The sequence below is a fragment of the Polaromonas sp. genome (assembly GCF_029945925.1).
Lineage (GTDB): Bacteria > Pseudomonadota > Gammaproteobacteria > Burkholderiales > Burkholderiaceae_C > Polaromonas.
Map to the genome: position 1 here is coordinate 136,145 of NZ_JAQSDN010000043.1, position 19,281 is coordinate 155,425.

The following is a 19,281-nucleotide window of genomic DNA, read 5'->3' on the forward strand; positions in this document are numbered from 1 at the left end:
GCGCTATCCGGCGTCACAATCCCACTTTTTCTTCAAAGACTGTTAGATCGGTACCAATCGGAATAATGCCTCAACCCGACTTCAAACTCAACGGGGCGCGTAAAGCCCATATCCAGCAGTTTGCGAGGGTCGTAGTTGCAAAGCGGATTCACATTGTTTCTGCCGAGTAGTTTTAAAAAGAGGGAAAGCAGATGCAGTGGAATGGAAATCGTTGGGATACGGTAGTCGGTCAATCCGAGCTGGCGCATAAGAAACTGCTCTACATCAGCAAAATTGTTTCTGGAATTATCGTCTTCTGAAATTATAAAAATCCCGCCCCCAAAATTCTCTTTGTATTCGACCATGAAGATCACCGCGGCAACCACGTTGCCCACGTGAACTAGATTCATGCGGCGCCTGTTGAAAAGGCAAGACTTCAAATAATTGCGTATAGTTTTCCTGGCCATCAGGTTGCCGATGAGTTTTTTCAACGACCCCCCTTCCGGGCCAAAAACGGAAGTAGGACGCAAAATCGCAACATCAAAACTACCGACTGCAGCATCAACCACGGCTTTTTCGATCTTCAGTTTGGTAACGCCATACTCACTCACCGGATTACAAGGCGTTTCCTCGGTAATGATGTTGTCGGGCACGCGCCCCACGACGGCGGCCGTGCTGCAATGAATCAGGCGTCTTATGTTTGCATCCTTGCACGCCTCGAGCAAATTGGCAGTCGCGGCGAGATTTTCACTTTCACCTCCCCCCTGAAGGTAAGCAAGGTGCACAACAGTACAGCCGGGCTCCAGGAACCCCTTCAAGGAATCCGGCATGAAAAGATTTCCTTCAACGACCTCGACACCGGAACCAAATTGCGCGGACCCAGGGGTCCGTTGATTCCGCCTGGAAAGTACCTTGATACGGACATTTCCAAGCCGCCTGAGCTGGGCAACAAGATGTCTTCCTATGTACCCGGAGGCACCCGTGATAGCAACTGTTTCCATAGGTCTCACAACTTCCAATATTCACCAACAGACTCATACGGCTTTCCCTTCAAGCCCAATTTGAAGGCGGCAATTCCAGGCGTATCGTCTTCATTGATCCCCCCCAGATCGAACCACTCCAGACCCAATTGTTTGAGAGACACCGTGGCGTTCCACAACAAATACTGATTCGCCTTGAGGCGCCGGCCAGCAGGGCCGTTCCAGCCAAGCAGATAGGTCGCCGCGGCCCCATGACGAACCAGACAAATGCCTCCAACAGCCTCTTCGCCATGCATGGCGCGCAATATGAGCAACTGGGATTCTGCAGGCAAATGGGCACGCAAGGCCAGTAACAAGGCTACAGGAGCACCTGTAAAGCCTTTCTCCAGCATCAGCTCCCGATATCTTTCCATCATCCATTCGAAGAGGTAGTCATCACTGCCAGACTCCAGGCGCAAGCCATGCTTTTCAGCGGATATCAACGCAGTGCGCCATTTGCCATCAAGTTTTTTCCGCAGTTCACTCAACTCCATCCTCAAGTCAATCCACACCGATTCCCATGCTACCGGGGAAAACTGGCGAAAGCCCAACCCCGCCATCAGGTCCAGATGCGGCCCCGAGAGGTCAAGCTCCGGCGCTGCGGCAAGGACCTTGCCGCGGAAGACGTTTCCCAAGCTTGCCAGTTCCGTCCAGACTGCCGTCACTTCCGCCAAACCCGGCGGTTTCAAAAATAGAGGACCCCGATTGATGCGTGAAACACGCAGTATCCCGGCTACAGACTTTTGCAGCAGCTGCACGAAGGCAATGATCTCACCTCCGCGGTAAAAAACGCCGCGCTTCACTCGCCAGCCAGAATCCGCCAATTTGGCTTCGCCATACGCCCAGCTTTGAAGCAGGCTGGAACGACCGGACTGCACCATCCACTCGCTCCACTGACCCGGGGATGCATCGCCCCAAACAAGCCGAAGCTGCGATTGCCCCCCTGGAGGCGGGCCGGACGGACCGCGATGTCTTACCATCTCCCGCACAACCAGGCTCTGATGTACCGGCAGGTATACCCGCGTGTGACGTAAATGCCAAGCGTTGGCGTGCTGCTCCCTGTCCAGCATCACTTCAGGCGGCAAATCGGGCCACGTCGTCACCGGCAAGCCCTGGCCCTGCCAACGGTCGTACATGGCTTCGGCGCGGCGGATGGAGTCAGCCTGATAAGCGCCAAGGTAAGGTGTCCACGCCCGGCTCTCAGATCGCTCGGCGAGCATGGGCAAGTCGCCCACACTCGCATTATCGTCGACGAGCAAGGCATCCCAGAGCAGTTGGTGACGCTGACGGTGTCGAGCTACCCGGCCAAGGTCGCCAATCAGCCCCCCCAACAGGCGCCGGCCAAGCCCGCTCGGCGAGGGTGCAACCACCGCCTGAGCCGCAGCCTCGCTCGAGTCCGGGGACTCGGCAAATGGCGTGGTCATCCCGCGCAGCCCGCGAAAACCCAGTTTTTGCAGTACACGCTTGGTCAGCCAGAACCACGCGTGGACTTGACTGCTTTTGACGGCCGGACCCATTTGCTGTTGCAAATCGCGAAGCTGGCCAGCCCAGGTGAGAGGTGGGCCAAAAGACGTGACGATGGCTTGCCCCAAAACTCCCGGACCATTTGGGCGCACCACCAATACGGCACCATCCGGGACAGACAGGTGCTTGTGGGGGCTGTAAATGACGAAATCGCCGCCAGATCCAACGCCATCCAGCGGACGCAACACATGTGCAGCGTCCTCAATCAACCATGCCCCGTAGTGTCGGCAAAAGTCGCTTGCCGGCGCAGGATGCACGGGGCGGCCGAAATAGTGGACCAGCAAAAACATGTCCGGGGGGTTGATCCCCGCCAACTTCCGACACGCAACCATGTCGGGCTCCATTTGGGGGGTCAGCGGGTAAAACACCAGCTTGAACCCCGTCAGCCGCAATGCATGCAAAGAAGAATTACAGAAAAAGTCCGGCAACCAGGCCGTTGGCTGAGTTGAGGACGTCCGACTTTTCCGCCATAGCGCAATGAGCGCAAGGGACCAGGCGGACCGCGACAGCCAGCCGGCACTCTCGCCGTCCCGATGCCATGGCGCCGCGAGCGCCGCATCAGGGAGCGGCCGGCGCATCATTGCACCGAAAAGCTTGCTCCAGGCAGGCAAAGGAGCCTGGGTCATCATTCGCGGAGATTCCAGGCATCCAGCCTTGCTCGTGACGGGGCGTAATGGGCATCTGCTGCGCCCTCAAGAAACGCGCCCAGAAGCTTGTTGGGAAATACCGTGTAATTGGAAAATTCGTCCTGAAATTCGGCTGAATCGCGCCGCAACGCAAACGGCGAGCCCCCCTGTGCATTGTCTCCGCGCAACCCGCTGTAAATGAAGCGGAAACGGCGCCTCGCCACGGCCAGAGCCTCCTCACTGAAACTCGCAAGATTTCCGAAGGTGTAGGAAAAATGATCGATGGAGACACCAAGACGTTGCTCCAGCGTGTCGGCGCTCGACGTGATTTCCCGCTCCAGCCCGTCGGGGGAATCAACGCCAGACAAGCGCGCATGGGTGCCCGTGTGGCAGCCAATGGCGTGCCCCTGCTCCAGCAGCGCTTCAAGATCGCCCCAGCCCATGTTGCCCCAGTGCGCCGGCAGCTCCTCCGCGCGTGTCCCCGGGTAAATGCGCTCGGCAATCAGCCGTCGGGCCTCGAGGCGGTCCGTGATGCCCACAAGCCCGGAAACCGCAAAAAATAGTGCCTGAATGCCCATGGGGTTCAGTACTTCCTCCGCCACCACACGATTGGAGGTAAACCCATCGTCAAAAGTCAAAAGCAAATTGCGTCCGTGAATCGGCTCTTTGCCGGAGACCATCGATTCGAATTGCTCAACTGAAACGAAATTCCAGGAACGTTGCAGCCAACGCAGCTGGGAAGCAAAATTTGCCTGATCAGCAGGCGCAATATCATGATAGAGAAGAACCCGAAGCTGGTTCCCAGGCACAAGCCCAACTGATCGACCAACTGCCTTTAGCACCCTGACGGGGTAGTAGGCCGCAGCCAGAATATGGTGATGCAATGACATTGCAATGACATCAGGCTTTGTTCAACTCAATGCTGCTCGGCAAACGGAATGAACCAAAGCGCGCAGAGAGTGAGGGGAGATGAGAAAACGTCATTGGAAGCAGATGCAAAAAAGCTGCGAAAAATAGGCCGGCCTCAGGGCTTTTGACAGTGAAAGGAACGCTGCCTGGCGAACCAACCGAGAAAACCAGCATTGTTCGACAGCAAGGCGTCAAGCTTACCAAACACGCTTCCCGGCCTCCCGGGCGCCGTAAAGCGTAACTCAGGGCTGTACAGTATTTCGGACCAGCGCTCCGAGACCGTGCTGCCGAAAGTGGCCGCAATGGACTCTTTTTGATCATCCGAGGCCCGGGCCAGCCAGAATGATCCCTCCACCCACCCTTTCGTCAGGTAACCCCGGCCAAGCAGGCGGCGGAGCCAACGAATGTGTGGCTGGACGTTCAGCGAATAGTTGGCAAATACACCGCCACTCTTGAGAACCCGACAAGCCTCTGACACGGCCTTGCCGAAATCAGGGATGTGCTGGAACGTCTGAACGGTCCAGATGCCGTCAAAACCGGCGAAGTTTTCGTCTATCGTGAACGGCAACGCAGTGGCGTCGGCATGCATGAGCCCCACTTGATGGCCAACCAGACTGCCGAGTACATTCCTGGCGTGCGGCAGGTTCGAACGCACAAAATCCACAATTAGCACACCTACATCCGGACGTGTCTGCGCAATACGGCGCCAGTGCCAGCCCCAGCAACCGCCGACATCCAGAATCAGCCCGCCCCGCGGGATGGTCGCCAGGAAACGGTCGACCTCATGGTCCATCACTGGTATCGAATGGCTGGCGCTGAGTGCAGCGAGATAATTGTCGTAGCACTCCGCGGCAACGCGCTCGCGCAGTTCGATTTCTGCTGATTGAGCCGTGCACACCATCGGCATGCCGCCATAAATCCCGTCGGAGTCAGCCTCGCGAGAATGAAGAAGATTTTCCAGCTGCGCAATCATGTGTTTTGGACCGCTTTCAATAGCCAATGCTTGGCGGGGAGATGCCGCAGAAACCCGGAGAAACAAACGTCCGTGTCGCACCCAAAATTTTTTGTTCCAGATCTGGCGACAAGTACATACAGATTTTCGAATTCAGGCAGTTTCCTTCGGAGTGACCGAACCAAACACGCCCCTGTGAATAGACTCAACAAACGCATAAGGCAAAAAACTTGCGCACCATATCAGGCAGGCCTTCAAATCGCGAACCGGATCATTGCGAATACGCTTTCGCGCCGCTACGCCTTGCCCTTTTTTCCAGTACATCTTCGCCTCTGCAAGTGCCAGCCCATGCCATGCCAATGTCACGTCACGGGAATAGGTTTCGACAATTTTTGGCAGTTGCTCAAGCTTTTCAAGCATGCTTTTGGTTTCATGGATAAACGATTCAGGCGCCTTCCAGGTGAGGCTCTGATCGTGTACCCGCCATTTCGCAAGGACATCCGGCGAGAAATCAATTTTCCAGTCCAAACCAACCCGTACAAAAAGATCGTGCTCCTCGATCATGTTGAAGTTCACATCGAACCAGTGATCCAGCGAATCCAGCGCAGTCTTTCTCACAACTGCCGTCTCAAGGGAGACCAGATAGTTATTCAACAAATCTGGAAATCGATACCCTCTGTAAGGCGTCTTTCCTGAATAAAGTCGCTTCTGGAATCCTTCTTCATTGAAGAAATAGGTGTCCGAGTAAACAAGCCCCACGTCCTTGTCCGCCACGAACAGGGGGACCTGGCGCTCAAGCTTTGTAGGCAACCAGAGATCATCACAGTCCAGGAAAGCGATGAACTCGCCCCGACTTTGGGCAATAGCCAGATTGCGGGCGTGTCCTAGCGGCACGGTGGTGTCCCCCCGAAAGTAACGCAGGCGACCATCCCCATAAGACTGGGCAATCGCTGCACTGTTGTCACTGGAGGCGTTGTCCCAGAAAATAATCTCCCAGTGCGGATAAGTCTGCGCGTATACGGAATCTATCGCTTCCCGCAGGTACTTTGCACTATTGAGGCAATTCATGATGACGCTCACCACGGGCGGCACGGCTTGACCCGGCATCGACACCTGCTGGGTGTTCATTGGATCAGGGCTTTCAAATGAACACACACGGCTTCGACATCCTTTTCTGTAAGGTCCACGTGTAGCGGCAATGTAAGCAGCTCAGGGAATGTCCGGTCAGTTACCGGCAATGGCAACGCATCTGGATCACGGAAGAGCGTAAGGTCGTGATTGGGCTGGTAATGGACACCCGTTTGTATGCCCCGCTCAAGAAGCTTGGCCTGCAATGCCTTGCGATCCAACATGCCCCGGATTCGCACCGGGTAAATATGTGGCACAACCTGGCTGTAATCCCTCGGCAATGGAAAGATGCGCAGATGGCCGATCAGCAACTCATCGTATCGGCGAGCCAGCCGCTGGCGCGTGGCGGCCATTACGGGAAATCGCTCAAGCTGTTCAAGGCCTATCGCTGCCATGATATTGCTCATGTGATAGCGCCACCCTTGGGCAGTGACGTCAAACTCCCAGCTTCGCTGGCCCGAATATCGCTTTTCCGAGTCCTTTTCGACGCCCAGCAGACGTGCATCTTGAGTCCTGCGCAGCACAACCTCGTCATTCGTCACAATGCAGCCGCCCTCGCCGCAGGTCATGTTCTTGATGCCGTCAAAGCTGAAGCATGCGATGTCACCGAACCCGCCCACCCGCTCACCCCGCTGACGTGTACCAAATGCATGTGCCGCATCCTCAATAACCCTCAGGCCATGGCGCCGGGCGAAGGCGTACAAACCATCAAGATCGCCAATCCCACCGCTGTAATGCACAGGCATGACGGCTTTTGTTCGTGCCGTCAGTCGCCGCTCGGCATCCTTCCAGTCCAGGAGGCAGGTCTGTGGATCGATATCGCAGGCTACCGGCCGAGCCCCCGTGGCAGAGATTGCCTGGAAAGATGCCACATAGGTCAGCGAAGGCACCAACACCTCATCGCCGGAACCAATGCCACAGGCCTGCACAGCCAAATGCACCGCTGCAGTGCCGCTCGAGACGCACAGCGCGGTTCTGCCAAAAAAGTGACTGAGCGCAAGCTCCAGCTGCTGAACCTCTGCGCCCATACCAAGGTACTCGCGATCCAGCACACCCATCACGGCATGCTTTTCAGCTGCACCAATGGACGATTTGGAGAGGCGAATCAACTTCTGAGAACCCGGGCTTTGAGTCATGGCGTCCTCCCATCCCATCTATAGGGGATCACGGGATCATTGAGAGGGCAAACTTCACTCTCATGAGGGTCATGAGGTGAATCAGCACAATTGACCAGTAACGCAGGCGTAGCACCCAAGCAGCCAAAACCATACCAGACCCCAGGAGGGATACGCAAGCGTAAATAAGCGTCCGGCCGTCCCAGCTCCAGCTCTTGCAGCTGCCCCTTCGTGGTGGACTCTGCGCGGTCGTCATACATCACCATGCGAATCCGCCCCACCGGCACCGCCAGGACTTGAGTCTGCATGCGGTGACGTTTCCACGCCTTGACGGCGCCAGGCTGGACCTCGGAAAAATAACACTCTCCAAAGCGGGTGAAATCCGGTGCATCGCTGCGAAGCATGTGCAACACCGCGCCGCGCTCATCCGTAATCTGGCGCAGACCCGCAAGGGTCACGCCCATGATCGCACTGGTTATAGGGTTTTGGTTGGCGGCGGCCATGTACTCATCTCTCTCTAATGAGACCAAGCCCGGTCTCTCTCGATACCCGCACGCTCATAAGTGGAAATTTGATCCATCGTCAGGGCATACATGTCAGCCTTCTCTTTGTAGAAAGCGGTGTACCAGTCGCCTGTCAGCCGGATGGTTTCGGCGTAATCCAGGTTGGGCACCCATTTCAATTCGAGCAAGGCCTTATCGCAATTGAGCTTGAGCAGGCCCGCTTCGTGGAAAGGAATATCGGCAGTGACACTGTAGGCTTGGTCAGAGCTGTCGAAACCCCAACGCCCCCCTAGATCCCCCAGCAACTCGACCACACTGCGATTTTGCTCGGCCCGCGGGCCAAAGTTGAACGCTTCGCCGTGTAACTGTGACCGCTGGTCAAGTGCCTGGCCAAGCGTCAGGTAGCCGCTCAAGGGCTCCAGCACGTGTTGCCAGGGTCGGGTAGCTTGAGGGCTGCGTATCTCCACTTTCCCCCCCTCGCTCCAAGCCCGCATGCAATCGACCACGATACGGTCCTTTGCCCAATCGCCACCACCAATAACATTTCCCGCCCGCGCTACCGCCAGGCGAACTGGATGTTTGTCCTGAAAAAACGAATGCAGGTAGGAGTTAATAACCAGCTCCGCTGCACCTTTTGAACCACTGTAGACGTCCTTGCCGCCCAGCTTGTCGGTTTCACGATACCCCCACACCCATTCCACGTTGTCATAACACTTGTCACTGGTGACGAGCACCGCAGCGCAGGGCTTTACCAGTTGCCGTAGCGCCTCGAGAATATTCATCGTTCCGACCACATTGGTCGATATCGTCTCTGCCGGATCAGCATAGGAGGCCGAAACAATGGCCTGGGCAGCAAGATGAAAAACAAAATCAGGCTGCTCGAGCAAGACGAGCTCCCGCATCGCAGCAAGGTCACGGATGTCTGCCTGAACATGCCTGATGCGGCCGGCCAGCGACAACTCCTCAAACATCGAAGGTTGGGTCGGCACATCTTTTGACACGCCGACCACGTCTGCGCCCAGCTTGAGCAGCCAGGCAGTCAGCCAGCTCCCCTTGAAGCCGGTATGCCCGGTAATGAGTACGCGCCGTCCGTGATAACTATTGGCAAACATCAATTGACCTGCTTGATCCACGGAGCGTGGCCGCTGTCCCAAGCAGACTGCAAGGCATCACGGTCGCGCACGGTATCCATGCACTGCCAGTAGCCGGGATGCTCATAGGCCATTAGCTGCCCCTCTGCGGCCAGCGTCTCCAGCGGCGCTTGCTCTAGCACTGTCGCATCGTCTGCAAGGTAATCAAAAACACCAGGCTCAAATACAAAAAAACCGCCATTGATCCAGCCTTCGCCGGACTGCGGCTTTTCCTTGAAGTCCAGCACCCTGCCGCCCCCGATGTGCAGCCCGCCAAAACGCGCGGACGGCCGCACGGCAGTCACCGTCGCCAGTTTTCCATGGCCGCGATGAAAAGCAAGCAGTGCGGTGAGATCCACATCCGACACACCGTCCCCGTAGGTCAACATGAATGTGCCGGTTGATTGAAGGTGTGATTTCAGACGCAGCAGACGCCCACCAGTCATGCTGTTCGTGCCGGTGTCTATGAGCGACACCTGCCAATCTTCGGCAGTCGGATTCGAATAATCAACCCGTCCGGTTTTCAGATGCACGGTCAAATCACTGAGCCGGGCATGGTAGTTAAGCAGGTAGTCCTTGATCACCCCGCCCTTGTAACCCAACGCCAGAGTAAAGTCATTGAAACCATGGCGCTCATAAATTTTCATGATGTGCCAAAGCATTGGTTGCCCGCCAATTTCCACCATGGGTTTCGGTTTGAGTTGCGTTTCCTCGCTCAACCGGGTACCCAAGCCGCCGCATAAGATAACTGTTTTCACGCTTGTTCTGCCTGGATATATGTCTGGGTCATGGGACAACTCGCGGCTTTTCAAGCGTCAAGCGCAAGTCATGGATAAGGTTGGATATCAGGTAGTTGCCAATCAGGCCCACGATTTTTTTGCTCCATGCGCGCCTGACATGTATTTCGCCCACACCGGGCAGCGCAAAGTAAGGGCTGAACGGTGCCAAAACAAATTCTTCCTCGATTATCCTGAAACGCGCTTTAGTGTAATAGGGGCGCTCCTGACAGTAACTTGAATCCGGATCAAAAAACCGGAAGGTGATTTCGTGAAACCCCCGCTTGTGCGTCGGGTCTGCATGCGCGCACCAGCTGTTCCAGTAGGGAACGCTCACCATGCAGCGGCCACCCGGTGCCAGTATCCTGGATATTTCTTCCATGGCCCTCATGAAGTCGTTCAGGTGCTCAAGGACGTCATACATCTTGATTTCTTCGATGGATCCGTCTTCCCATGGCCAAGGGTACTGATTGAGGTCATGGACCACGTCAATGCCAGCCAGGTCTGCCACGTCATGATTGACGTAGCCGTTCAGGACATCCGTACCCGCACCCAGATTGACTTTCATCATCAAGTCATCCACCTGAAACCAGCAGCAGGCGATGGAATTTCCTGGCCATGGCCTGTCCGCTGTGTTTGCTGATATGCAGCCGGGCCCTTGCCGCCCGGCGCTGCGTTTCTTCCCGATTCGACATGATCTCAACCAGCGCTTCGGCAATTTCGTCTGGCGCCTCCGGCTGGACGAGCGTAGCGATGTCGGTCGAGACAAACTCGGGCACCGCGCCCACCCGCGTCGCCATGACGGGTGTTCCGGCAGACATGGCTTCGGCAATCGTCAAGCCAAAGCCTTCAAAATCTTTGGTGAGCATGGCCAGAAGGTCAAACTGGCGCATCAGCGCGCCGACGCCCCCTTCGACGTAGCCCGCAAACCGAACCCTGGAGGCTACCCCGATTTTTTGGGCCATGGCTTCAAGCCGCTGCTGTTCAGCCGTTTCACCGCTTCCGACAAAGACCACCACGACTTTTGCCAGTGCCGCAACCGGCAACTCACCTAACGCCAACACCAGGTCTTCCTGCCCCTTGTAGCGCTCCAGGCGGCCCACCATGCCGACTACAAACGCATCGCCCGCAATGCCCAGGCTGGCTCGCAAGTTCGGGGCTGCCTCTTCGTTTGCGGGCGCAAGGTCAACGCCGTTATGGATGACGCGAATGGGATTGCGCACGGTAAAAAACCCCCGTTGCTCGATCAAGGTTTCGCGGGTCGCGCGGGATACGGCCACCAAGTCCGTGGCCCATCGCTGCACACCGATGTCAATCAGGGATTCAACGTTGTAGCGCAGCGCAGCGCGCGCAATGGCGCAATGGTGGATCAGCAACATTCTTGTGCGAATGCCTGCCGCGGCGCCCGCCCAGACGGCCGCCAAGCTGCCCCAGGCGCCCGGGTAACCACCGTTGTCCACCAGCAATGCATCAAAGATGCCATTTCGACTGAAAACGTCCTGCGCCCGACGCTTCATCAGCCAGAAGCGCAAGGGTAGCGAAAAATGCCGGATCACCCTGGTCAACACCGACAAACCGGTGTTGGCACCCTCGGGAAAGGACACCAATGTCACGGCCGGAATTTTACTCAGCGCGCGCGCGATGCGCGCCACACCCTGGTTGCCGGCATTGGAGAAGATCACGAACCGGTCATTGGCGTCCGGCCAGTTTTGCAACAACGTCAGCAGGTGGGTGTCCACCCCCCCCCATGAATCCTGCTCCCACCAGATGGCGATTCTCATGCCTGCACTCCGGCTTCAGGCAACCGGCTTCCGATTTTTTTAGCCGGCACGCCGCCGACGATTTCATAGGGCATCACATCTCGCACCACTACGGCATGGGCGCCAATGATCGCGCCCTTGCCCACAACGACGCCCCGCAAAATGGTTGCATTGGCCCCTATCCAGACATCATCACCCACTTGAATGGCCAAAGGCCTCTCACCCTGATGCATCATGGGCACTGAAAGATCTGAGTATTCGTGGTCGGCGGTGCGAAACGAAACATTGTCCGCAATCATCACATTGGCACCCAGAGTGAGGTCACAGGTCAGCCCGAAAATCACGCCGCCATTGATGCTGCACCCGTCACCAATCGTCAGGCGGCCACGACCCCGGATGCTGACGCGCGGGTAAAACACAACACCGCTACCTATATTCACAACCAGTGCTTCCCGAAAATCCGGGTCGAATTCCGGCGTCCCGACAAAGCGCGCATCTTCGCCAAGCCGCTCAAAATAATGGCCAAACCGCAGGACGGTCCACACCGTCACCCGCATGACCCGTAGCGAATACAGGAGGTGCTCTACACGCTGGGAGCGACTGCTCACGCCAACGCGCAGGGCCACGACCAGCTTGATGAGCGCATTGGAAAGGGATTTCACAAGCTGGTTCCGTGCCTCAAAGCCCAAACGACTCGCGAATCCTCAGCCACTCGCCCATGTCTTCAGTAGGCGAGGGACGAGACGACTTTTGTGCGTCACATTCGACAACCTTCTCGGCGATGAGCACTTGGTGATCCCTGAGGTGCGGAAGGTAACGGAACAAGGCCTTGCGGACCATGCCCTTGAAGCCTTTGTAGCGGCTCTGCCTGTAAACCTGACCATTGGCATCGAAGTAATAATCGCCCTGCTCGCGCTCGAAGTACTGGTGCTCCTGCAGCGTGAACCCGCAATACTCCAGGAAGAAAGCCAGCTCGCCCCGCGACAGCTCCTTGAAGTGCGGACGCCAGTCGCCACGGTAAAAAAGGTGGGAACGGACTGGCGGTATGTTGGGGCTCTCACCGCGCCTGAGCATGGGCACGATATAACCCAGCGCGGTGATGTTGTCGGTCGTGATGATCAGCTTGCCACCCATGCGAAGCGACTTGTTGATCCTGTCCAGGCAATCGATGGGATTCACCAGATGCTCGATCACGTCCAGGAAGATGCAGCAATCGACACCCGAGAAAGGCCATTCCCGGACGGCCTTGGGCTGGATGAATTCCGGGTCAAGCTCCGTCTCGAAAAGCGTGCCGCCCAGCTTTTCCATCTCGGTTTTGTATTCAGCGGAAAAACCAAGGCCTATGCCGATGTATGCCACGCCCTGGCCAAAAAAGTGCCGGATGATCTTGATAAAGCTCCCGGGGTAGGAGCCGATGTCCATGACCGACCGAAGCTTGCCCTGGCTTGCCAGCGTCTCCAGATAGCCCAAGACGTGCCAGTAACGGACCAGGCTGACGAGGACGCTGTGCTTGCCCCGCACATCCTTCTGGTGGGTGTCTTCGTTAAGCTCCCAAGGGAAAGGCGCGTACGCCGCGGCAAACTGCCTGAAAGATTCGATGCTGGTGCTGGTTTTCATGTTTACTTGAGCTTACCCGTCAACGCGCCATGGCCACAGGAACCATTCACCTCATTTACCAGCCGGATAAATGCTATGAAATTAGTAGCTATCTGCACCCGATTCTAAAGGGCTACAGGTCTTTTTTATGCTTAAAAAACCGTTTTCAGGGCCTAGGAGGCCCAAAATCGCCGTTCCAGTGGCTTTTGGGCAGCCTTCTAAAGACCTGCAGCCGCGGGAAGCGCCGGAAAAGGCGCATCGCCCACAACAAACTCAACGGGGAACCGACAAGACGACCGTCAGCCCACGGCCTTGGACTTCATGATCTGCTCCACTCGGGCAAGGTCGTCCGGCGTGTCCACTGAATAGGAGCTGTGGCTGGTGGGAATCATCTTGACCTTCATTCCGTGCTCCAGCACGCGCATCATGTCCACCGACTCAGCAACCTCCAGGGGCGTCGGCATCATGCGGGTGTACTCCAGCAGGAAGTCCCGGCGAAACGGAATGATGCAGACCTGCTTGTGCATGGGCACCACCTCCACTTTGGCACGGGTGGGGATGGGCTCGCGCGAGAAATAGATCGCGTTGCCCTGCAGGTCGCAAACCACCTTGATGCAGTTGCGGTCCTCGAACTCCTTGGCGGACTCAATCGTGCCGAGCAAATTGACAACCTTGATGGCCGGATCCGACAGCATGGGACTGACGGCCTCGGAAATCATGTCCGGGTGCGTCATGGGCTCATCGCCCTGCACCATCACCACGATGTCATAGGTCACGCCATCTTCCTTTTCCAGCACCTCCAGCGCCTCGGCACAGCGGTCCGATGCCCGCTCGTGGTGGCTACCGGTCATGATGGCCCGTCCGCCTATGCTCCGAACGTAGTCAGCGATTTCCTGGTCACAAGTCGCCACAGCCGTCACCGTCAGCAGCGGGTTCTTGGCCACCCTTTCGTAAACATGACCAATCATGGGCTTCCCTAGCAATGTTGCCATGGGCTTGCCCGGAAACCGGCTGCTGCCCATGCGGGCGGGGATAAGAGCAACGATATTCACACGAACTCCTTCATTGGAAAATCAAATACAGGCAGAAAGAAACAAGTCTCATGCGCCCACCTTGGGCCGGGTGACTGCCTGATTAAACATGACAGCATCGATCGAATAAGCCAGAAACCGGTAGCCTTCCGAGATTCGCTGGTTCAGTTGTTCTGCAGACGGGGCAACCACATGGATGCCGCAGGGGACCTTGCGCGCCAGCGCCAACTTGAGAATTTTCGCCATGGCGGACAAAAAATCAGGATGGTCAAATTGCGCCGTCAACCCCATGGAAGCAGACAGGTCGTAAGGCCCGATCAGCACCGCATCCAATCCGTCCACATCGAGAATCGATTCCAGGTTGTCAACCGCCCGGCCGTGTTCGAGCATCGCCACCAGCAAAGGCGCCTGAGCTTCCTCCCGGTAGGCTTCAAAGTGCTTGCCGAAAAGGTTGGCGCGCGAGAAACCCACGCCTCGCGTACCTGCGGGCGGCCAGCGACAGGCGTCACGCACCGCCGCGAGTTGCCCCGCAGTTTCGATCATGGGCACAATCACGCCGCCGGCACCTGAATCAAGAGCCTGCTTGCAATCCTTGGCATGCCCATGCGCCAGACGCACCATCGGCAAGGTGCCCCCCAGCTCCAGCGCTCGAAACAGATCGGGCAGCTGGTGCGCAGATACCGGTCCATGCTCCATATCAACAGCCACCCAGTCATAGCCGGCCTGCCCCATGATCTCGGCCACCGAAGTATCGGGAATTTGCATCCAACTGCCGATGGAGTGATCACCTTGGCGCAGGCGGCTCCGGATTTCCCGGATGGCATTCAGTTTATTCATGATTTAACTTGTCAAATGTTGGCCCGGAATAGCGCGCTTGCAAAGATCGGTTCAGCCCGGTGCGCCTGAGCAGAAATGAAACCCCGTTGGCGTCAGCCGCTTCAAGATCGGTTTCAGAGTCCCCGATCATCAAGGCCTGCCCCGACGGGCATTTTAGATGCTGTAGAACACGACTGATGGCCTCTGTTTTAGGCGTTGGGGCACCGTAAACCTCCCGAAAGCAGTGGGCGATCTCGAGCGCTCTCAATATCTGTTCAATTTCCTGCTGGGGTGTAGCGGTGACCAGCACAAAATACTGAGAGGCATGCCTCGCCAGCAAATACTCACGTACTCCGGGAACCCAGGCCGCATCAATCACCGCTTGCTGCACCAGGCTCGAGAACCTGTCACAGAAATGCTGGATATTGGCTGCGGTAGCCGTTTCGCCAGCCCACTCAAGATAGATGGGCATCTTCTTGTAGCGGGAAACCCCACCATGCGCCTCGTGGTGTTGCCTGACACGATCGGCCACCTCCTGCCCATAAGGCAGAAAGAGCTGCTCAAAACCGACCGTCTTGACCGCAACCGAATCCTTGATGACCCCATCGAAGTCCCAGAAAACAATTCGCATTGCCGACAACACGTGATCATTCGGCACGATGCCGGCTTCTAGGCGATTCGGGATCATCTTGTCGCCGCGCGGCGCCATATCTGGTTGAACACAGGAGTTCCGGCGGACATTTCAGAATGGCGTTTTTCGATCAATTCCAAACCGCATTCACTGAGATATCTGAATGAATCTACTGACTGCTCCGTAAATTCCTCGTTGATCTCAATCAATACGCCCTTAACCTTAGCCAGGACGTCGAAACCACCCTTGAGAATCAGATGCTCGATGCCATCCACATCCATCTTGATGTAGTCCGGCTGCGCAAGTTCAAGACGCTTGACCGCGTCATCCATAGAGAGCCCCAAGGTCCGAAACTCAAACACTTTGATCAACGGTTTGTTGTCATACGAATACGACTCCCCGAAGGTAGACAGCGCTCCGCCCCAATCAGTCATCGACATGTTCAAGGTGCTTGTAGCAAGTCGGTCCGCAAGAGGTAACGGCATCATGGTGACCTTGCCTGTAAGGTCATTCAGAAAAATATTCCTTGCAAGCAGCTCCAGATTGAATACCGATGGCTCGAACGCAAATACCGTGCAGCCTCTGGCCTTTGCCGCATAACAGGAGTAAAGCCCTACGTTCGCGCCAATATCCCAAACTACTGACCCCTGCTCCATGCGGTCTATCCACTGGAGAGTTTCGGGCTCCTTGGTTGAAAAGGTTTCTATCCGGAAGTGGTTCATGCTGTTCGGTACAGCAAAAGTAAGTTCAATGCCATTGTGCTGTGTTGTAGCGGTCCTGCTCAAGGCAGTACTCAACACCTGCTCCAACAAATAGCGACCGACCTCTGTTTTGACAGCGGTATCCATGGCGAACCTGATGGCAGACTTGACGAAGTTCTTAATTGCTTTTATCACTTGTTCCAATTCTTGCGTGTTTTAACTATGGGCAGCCAGTACCAATCTCACGGCTTTTTCAGACAGGCGACATATTTCCGCTGTTTGATCTTGGCAAAAAACAGCGGGTTTCTTCTTTTTAGAAACAGGGCCAATTGCACGGAAGCCCGTGCTTCAAGGTAATTCAACACCTCAAAGGACTCTGTCGATACATATCTGTCCCTGTACAACTTCTTCAGTGGTATGACATCGTCACATAAAACATGACCACCGCTGGCGCAAAGATGGTAAGCACTGCACAAGTCCCACGCCACCTCTGGGTAGAGGTGCCCTCCATCAACCCAAATCAGGTCAAATTTTTCGCTGGTTTTCTCCAGCAGAAAAAACGAGTTTGTTTCTATCAGCTTGATGTTTTCATTGGCAAGGTTTGCGGCCTGCTTTTTCTTGTATCGCTGGAAAGCAGAGTCCTCCTCGCGGTCATAAAAATCCCTCAGCAAAGGATCGCTTGCCGGCAAGTCAACCGTTGTTATTTTTGCATCAGGGAAGAGTCTGGACAGAATGGACGTGAATTCGCCATCAAAGGTGCCGATTTCAAGGATGTTACGAATCCCGGGCGTTGAAATGCTCAGGGCACTGAAAACCAGCCAGTGAATGCTGTCGTTTTCATAATCAAAATCCCTGCCACGCATTACCTGCAAGATTTTGTTCAACACAGTTTGCGCCTGTGCAAGATCAAGAGAATTTTTCTCAAACTTCGAGTTCTCCGTCGCTTCCAGGCTTTCGGCGTCGTGAATAAATTTCCGATAACAGGTTCGGTAATAATCATCCACATGGCGGGAAGCCCTGTTCAGATATCTGACTGGATTCAGGTATTTTGAAAATCCCGTCATACAGACGCCCCGCATGAGCCTGCTATTGCATCAAAAAGTGCATGCACTGATTGTCGGATGGCTTTAAAAAAGTGTGTCATGGAATTCAATTTTCTGGACTGGCCAGCAGGCTGGCGCGGACTTCGTCGATCAACTGCAGCAAGCCCTGCCCCAGATCTACATGCATGGGGGGAACGTACTTGCGACCGAGCTTCGGCTGGTAAGCATAAGGTGTTCTCACATAGTGGCCGGTCTGCTCGCCTGGTATGAACTCCACGGCATCTGGCTTGCCCAGAATCTCAGCCAGCATCTTCAGCAAATCCACCACGCGCATGGGCTCCTGCCCGGTGAGCACCACGCTCTGGTTGCGAAATTCATCCCCGAGCGCGGCCACGCTGGCCTGGGCAGCATCCTCAACGTGAATATATTCGCGCAGAGCATCCGGGCTTCCCTGGTAACGAACCACGCCACTTTCAAGGGCCTGGCGAACGATGCGCAGAAGGCCGTTCCCGACATCGGCACGAGGCCCGTACAGCGAGCCATAACGCAGGATGGTGTAGTCCAGGCCGAAGGCGCGCTGGTACTCCTCTACATAATGTTCTGCGGCCTGTTTGCTACAGCGATAAAACCCCCCTTCACGGCTATACACATAAACCGTGCTGGCATACACAAAGCGTTTGACATTGTTCCTGCGACACGCCTCGAGCACCTGAACGTTGCCGAGTACGTTGATCTCTACAGTCTTGAGGGGCTGATCCAGGGCCTGATTCAGATCGGCCAAGGCCGCAAAGTTATAAACCGCTTGCGCGCCAGCAACAGCGGTCTGCAGTTTTTCGACGTCGAGCAGGTCACCAACAATCATCTCCTGGTCTGGACGCGCCCACGGTGAGGCCACCCTGTCATAGATGCGAACCCCGTACCCGGCTTCGCTCAACTGGTCAGCCACGTGGGAACCGATAAAACCGCTCCCACCAATAACCGTGACCACACGGCGTTGTATGTTGCGAAGAGTGCCCATCACAGCCCCTGGCTTTGAACGTCGTACTCGGCTTGGGGCACTTCACTGGTCAATGGCTTTCCCGAGAGAAAACGCACAGCCTCTTCAGTGGCCTCAATCTCCATGCGGGTGCGGCAGTCGACCGACATGGACCCCATATGTGCCGTCAGCAGGCAACGCTCGATCTGCGAAAGGGGGCCGGCATAAGGCTCATGCTCAAACACATCAATGGCCGCGCCGCTCAGATGCCCGGCCATCATGACGTCATGAAGATCGCCTTCATTGATAATGCCGCCGCGGGCGGTATTGATGATGATGGCATCCGGCTTCATGCTCAACAACTGCTCGCGCCGGATCATGTTCTTGGTCAGGCGTGTCAGCGGCAGGTGCAGGCTGATGAGGTCTGCCTCTTTATAGATCTGCTCCTTGGTGACCCAGTCGAGCTTGAACTCGCGGTTCAACTCGTAGTTGGGCATGGTGTCGTTCACCAGAATCCGGGGCGTACCAAACGCCTTGGTGCGACGCAGCACGCGGGTACCAATCCGGCCCACGCCAATGATGCCCACCGTAATCTCCGCCAGGCGCCTGCCGAAAATGCGTTGCCACTTACCCTCGTGCATCTGTGCATTGGAAACATGCACAGAACGCAACAGCGTCAGCATCATTCCCAGCGTCAACTCCGCAACGGCCGGTGCCGGCGCGTCTGGTGTGTAGGCAACCCGGATGCCGCGTTTCTTCGCGGCCATCAGGTCCACACCATCCAGCCCCACTCCTACCCGGGAAATCAGTTTGAGCTTGGGCGCGCGTGCCATCACCTTCTCGGTGATAAGTTCGGTGCCGGCAATGATGACGTCGAAGTCGGCCACCATATCGGCGAGCTGGTCCTCGGTCAACTTCTTGTTAAGCGGATTGATCAGGTAGTCGATGCCAGCGTTTTCAAGCAGCTCCAGAGGGAGCCGGTTTTTATCGCCAAACGGAACGGTGGTAATCAGGGCTTTTGCCATTTTTTGTTGCCTCTCAACAGATCGTGTATTGGGGTAAGGGG

At 56.1% G+C, this 19,281-nt stretch carries 20 protein-coding genes; all 20 read right to left on the reverse strand.

Annotated features, from left to right (window positions below; all coding sequences use genetic code 11):
- Nucleotides 1-32 precede the first annotated feature (32 nt).
- The 20 genes from PSV40_RS14870 to PSV40_RS14965 all read right to left on the reverse strand — a co-directional run bounded on the left by PSV40_RS14870 (nucleotide 33) and on the right by PSV40_RS14965 (nucleotide 19,240).
- Nucleotides 33-980, reverse strand: coding sequence for an NAD(P)-dependent oxidoreductase (locus tag PSV40_RS14870; RefSeq protein WP_300539124.1), 948 nt, complete (start codon nucleotides 978-980; stop codon nucleotides 33-35).
- A 5-nt stretch (nucleotides 981-985) separates the two neighbouring features.
- Nucleotides 986-3,151 (reverse strand): GNAT family N-acetyltransferase, encoded by a 2,166-nt coding sequence (locus PSV40_RS14875; RefSeq protein ID WP_300539127.1) that lies wholly within the window; start codon nucleotides 3,149-3,151, stop codon nucleotides 986-988.
- The gene (locus PSV40_RS14880) at nucleotides 3,148-4,038 is read right to left on the reverse strand and encodes a polysaccharide deacetylase family protein (protein WP_300539130.1); all 891 of its coding nucleotides are present in this window, start codon (nucleotides 4,036-4,038) and stop codon (nucleotides 3,148-3,150) included. The genes PSV40_RS14875 and PSV40_RS14880 overlap by 4 nt, the downstream gene beginning before the upstream one ends.
- Before the next feature lie 134 nt (nucleotides 4,039-4,172).
- A complete protein-coding gene (locus PSV40_RS14885; protein ID WP_300539133.1) occupies nucleotides 4,173-5,030 on the reverse strand; it encodes a class I SAM-dependent methyltransferase in 858 nt (285 codons plus the stop codon).
- 132 nt (nucleotides 5,031-5,162) lie between these two features.
- Nucleotides 5,163-6,137, reverse strand: coding sequence for a glycosyltransferase (locus tag PSV40_RS14890; protein ID WP_300539135.1), 975 nt, complete (start codon nucleotides 6,135-6,137; stop codon nucleotides 5,163-5,165).
- Nucleotides 6,134-7,273, reverse strand: coding sequence for a DegT/DnrJ/EryC1/StrS family aminotransferase (locus PSV40_RS14895; protein ID WP_300539137.1), 1,140 nt, complete (start codon nucleotides 7,271-7,273; stop codon nucleotides 6,134-6,136). The genes PSV40_RS14890 and PSV40_RS14895 overlap by 4 nt, the downstream gene beginning before the upstream one ends.
- The gene (locus tag PSV40_RS14900; RefSeq protein WP_300539140.1) at nucleotides 7,270-7,755 is read right to left on the reverse strand and encodes a dTDP-4-dehydrorhamnose 3,5-epimerase family protein; all 486 of its coding nucleotides are present in this window, start codon (nucleotides 7,753-7,755) and stop codon (nucleotides 7,270-7,272) included. Before PSV40_RS14900 ends, PSV40_RS14895 begins: the two co-directional genes overlap by 4 nt.
- 14 nt (nucleotides 7,756-7,769) lie before the next feature.
- On the reverse strand, nucleotides 7,770-8,867 hold the full coding sequence (gene rfbG, locus PSV40_RS14905) for a CDP-glucose 4,6-dehydratase (protein WP_300539143.1): 1,098 nt from the start codon (nucleotides 8,865-8,867) through the stop codon (nucleotides 7,770-7,772).
- Nucleotides 8,867-9,643 (reverse strand): glucose-1-phosphate cytidylyltransferase, encoded by a 777-nt coding sequence (gene rfbF / locus PSV40_RS14910; RefSeq protein ID WP_300539146.1) that lies wholly within the window; start codon nucleotides 9,641-9,643, stop codon nucleotides 8,867-8,869. Before rfbF ends, rfbG begins: the two co-directional genes overlap by 1 nt.
- A gap of 28 nt (nucleotides 9,644-9,671) precedes the next feature.
- On the reverse strand, nucleotides 9,672-10,232 hold the full coding sequence (locus PSV40_RS14915; RefSeq protein WP_300539248.1) for a methyltransferase domain-containing protein: 561 nt from the start codon (nucleotides 10,230-10,232) through the stop codon (nucleotides 9,672-9,674).
- Between the two features lie 4 nt (nucleotides 10,233-10,236).
- Nucleotides 10,237-11,400, reverse strand: a complete 1,164-nt coding sequence (locus tag PSV40_RS14920; protein WP_300539148.1) for a glycosyltransferase family 4 protein — start codon at nucleotides 11,398-11,400, stop codon at nucleotides 10,237-10,239.
- 38 nt (nucleotides 11,401-11,438) lie between these two features.
- Nucleotides 11,439-12,083, reverse strand: coding sequence for an acyltransferase (locus PSV40_RS14925; RefSeq protein ID WP_300539150.1), 645 nt, complete (start codon nucleotides 12,081-12,083; stop codon nucleotides 11,439-11,441).
- Between the two features lie 16 nt (nucleotides 12,084-12,099).
- Complete coding sequence (locus PSV40_RS14930; protein WP_300539153.1) at nucleotides 12,100-13,038, reverse strand: methyltransferase domain-containing protein; 939 nt, start codon at nucleotides 13,036-13,038, stop codon at nucleotides 12,100-12,102.
- A 278-nt stretch (nucleotides 13,039-13,316) separates the two neighbouring features.
- Nucleotides 13,317-14,069: a 3-deoxy-manno-octulosonate cytidylyltransferase gene (locus PSV40_RS14935; protein WP_300539155.1), complete on the reverse strand. Its 753-nt coding sequence runs from the start codon at nucleotides 14,067-14,069 to the stop codon at nucleotides 13,317-13,319.
- A 48-nt stretch (nucleotides 14,070-14,117) separates the two neighbouring features.
- A complete protein-coding gene (locus tag PSV40_RS14940; protein WP_366915025.1) occupies nucleotides 14,118-14,885 on the reverse strand; it encodes an aldolase/citrate lyase family protein in 768 nt (255 codons plus the stop codon).
- Nucleotides 14,878-15,573, reverse strand: coding sequence for an HAD hydrolase-like protein (locus PSV40_RS14945; RefSeq protein ID WP_300539158.1), 696 nt, complete (start codon nucleotides 15,571-15,573; stop codon nucleotides 14,878-14,880). Before PSV40_RS14945 ends, PSV40_RS14940 begins: the two co-directional genes overlap by 8 nt.
- Nucleotides 15,549-16,391 (reverse strand): FkbM family methyltransferase, encoded by an 843-nt coding sequence (locus PSV40_RS14950; protein ID WP_300539255.1) that lies wholly within the window; start codon nucleotides 16,389-16,391, stop codon nucleotides 15,549-15,551. Before PSV40_RS14950 ends, PSV40_RS14945 begins: the two co-directional genes overlap by 25 nt.
- Nucleotides 16,392-16,438: 47 nt before the next feature.
- Complete coding sequence (locus PSV40_RS14955) at nucleotides 16,439-17,260, reverse strand: class I SAM-dependent methyltransferase (RefSeq protein ID WP_300539160.1); 822 nt, start codon at nucleotides 17,258-17,260, stop codon at nucleotides 16,439-16,441.
- Nucleotides 17,261-17,345: 85 nt separating this feature from the next.
- Nucleotides 17,346-18,257 carry an NAD(P)-dependent oxidoreductase gene (locus PSV40_RS14960; RefSeq protein ID WP_300539163.1) on the reverse strand — a complete coding sequence of 304 codons (912 nt, stop codon included), beginning with the start codon at nucleotides 18,255-18,257 and terminating at the stop codon, nucleotides 17,346-17,348.
- Nucleotides 18,257-19,240, reverse strand: coding sequence for a phosphoglycerate dehydrogenase (locus tag PSV40_RS14965; protein ID WP_300539166.1), 984 nt, complete (start codon nucleotides 19,238-19,240; stop codon nucleotides 18,257-18,259). The genes PSV40_RS14960 and PSV40_RS14965 overlap by 1 nt, the downstream gene beginning before the upstream one ends.
- Nucleotides 19,241-19,281 lie beyond the last annotated feature (41 nt).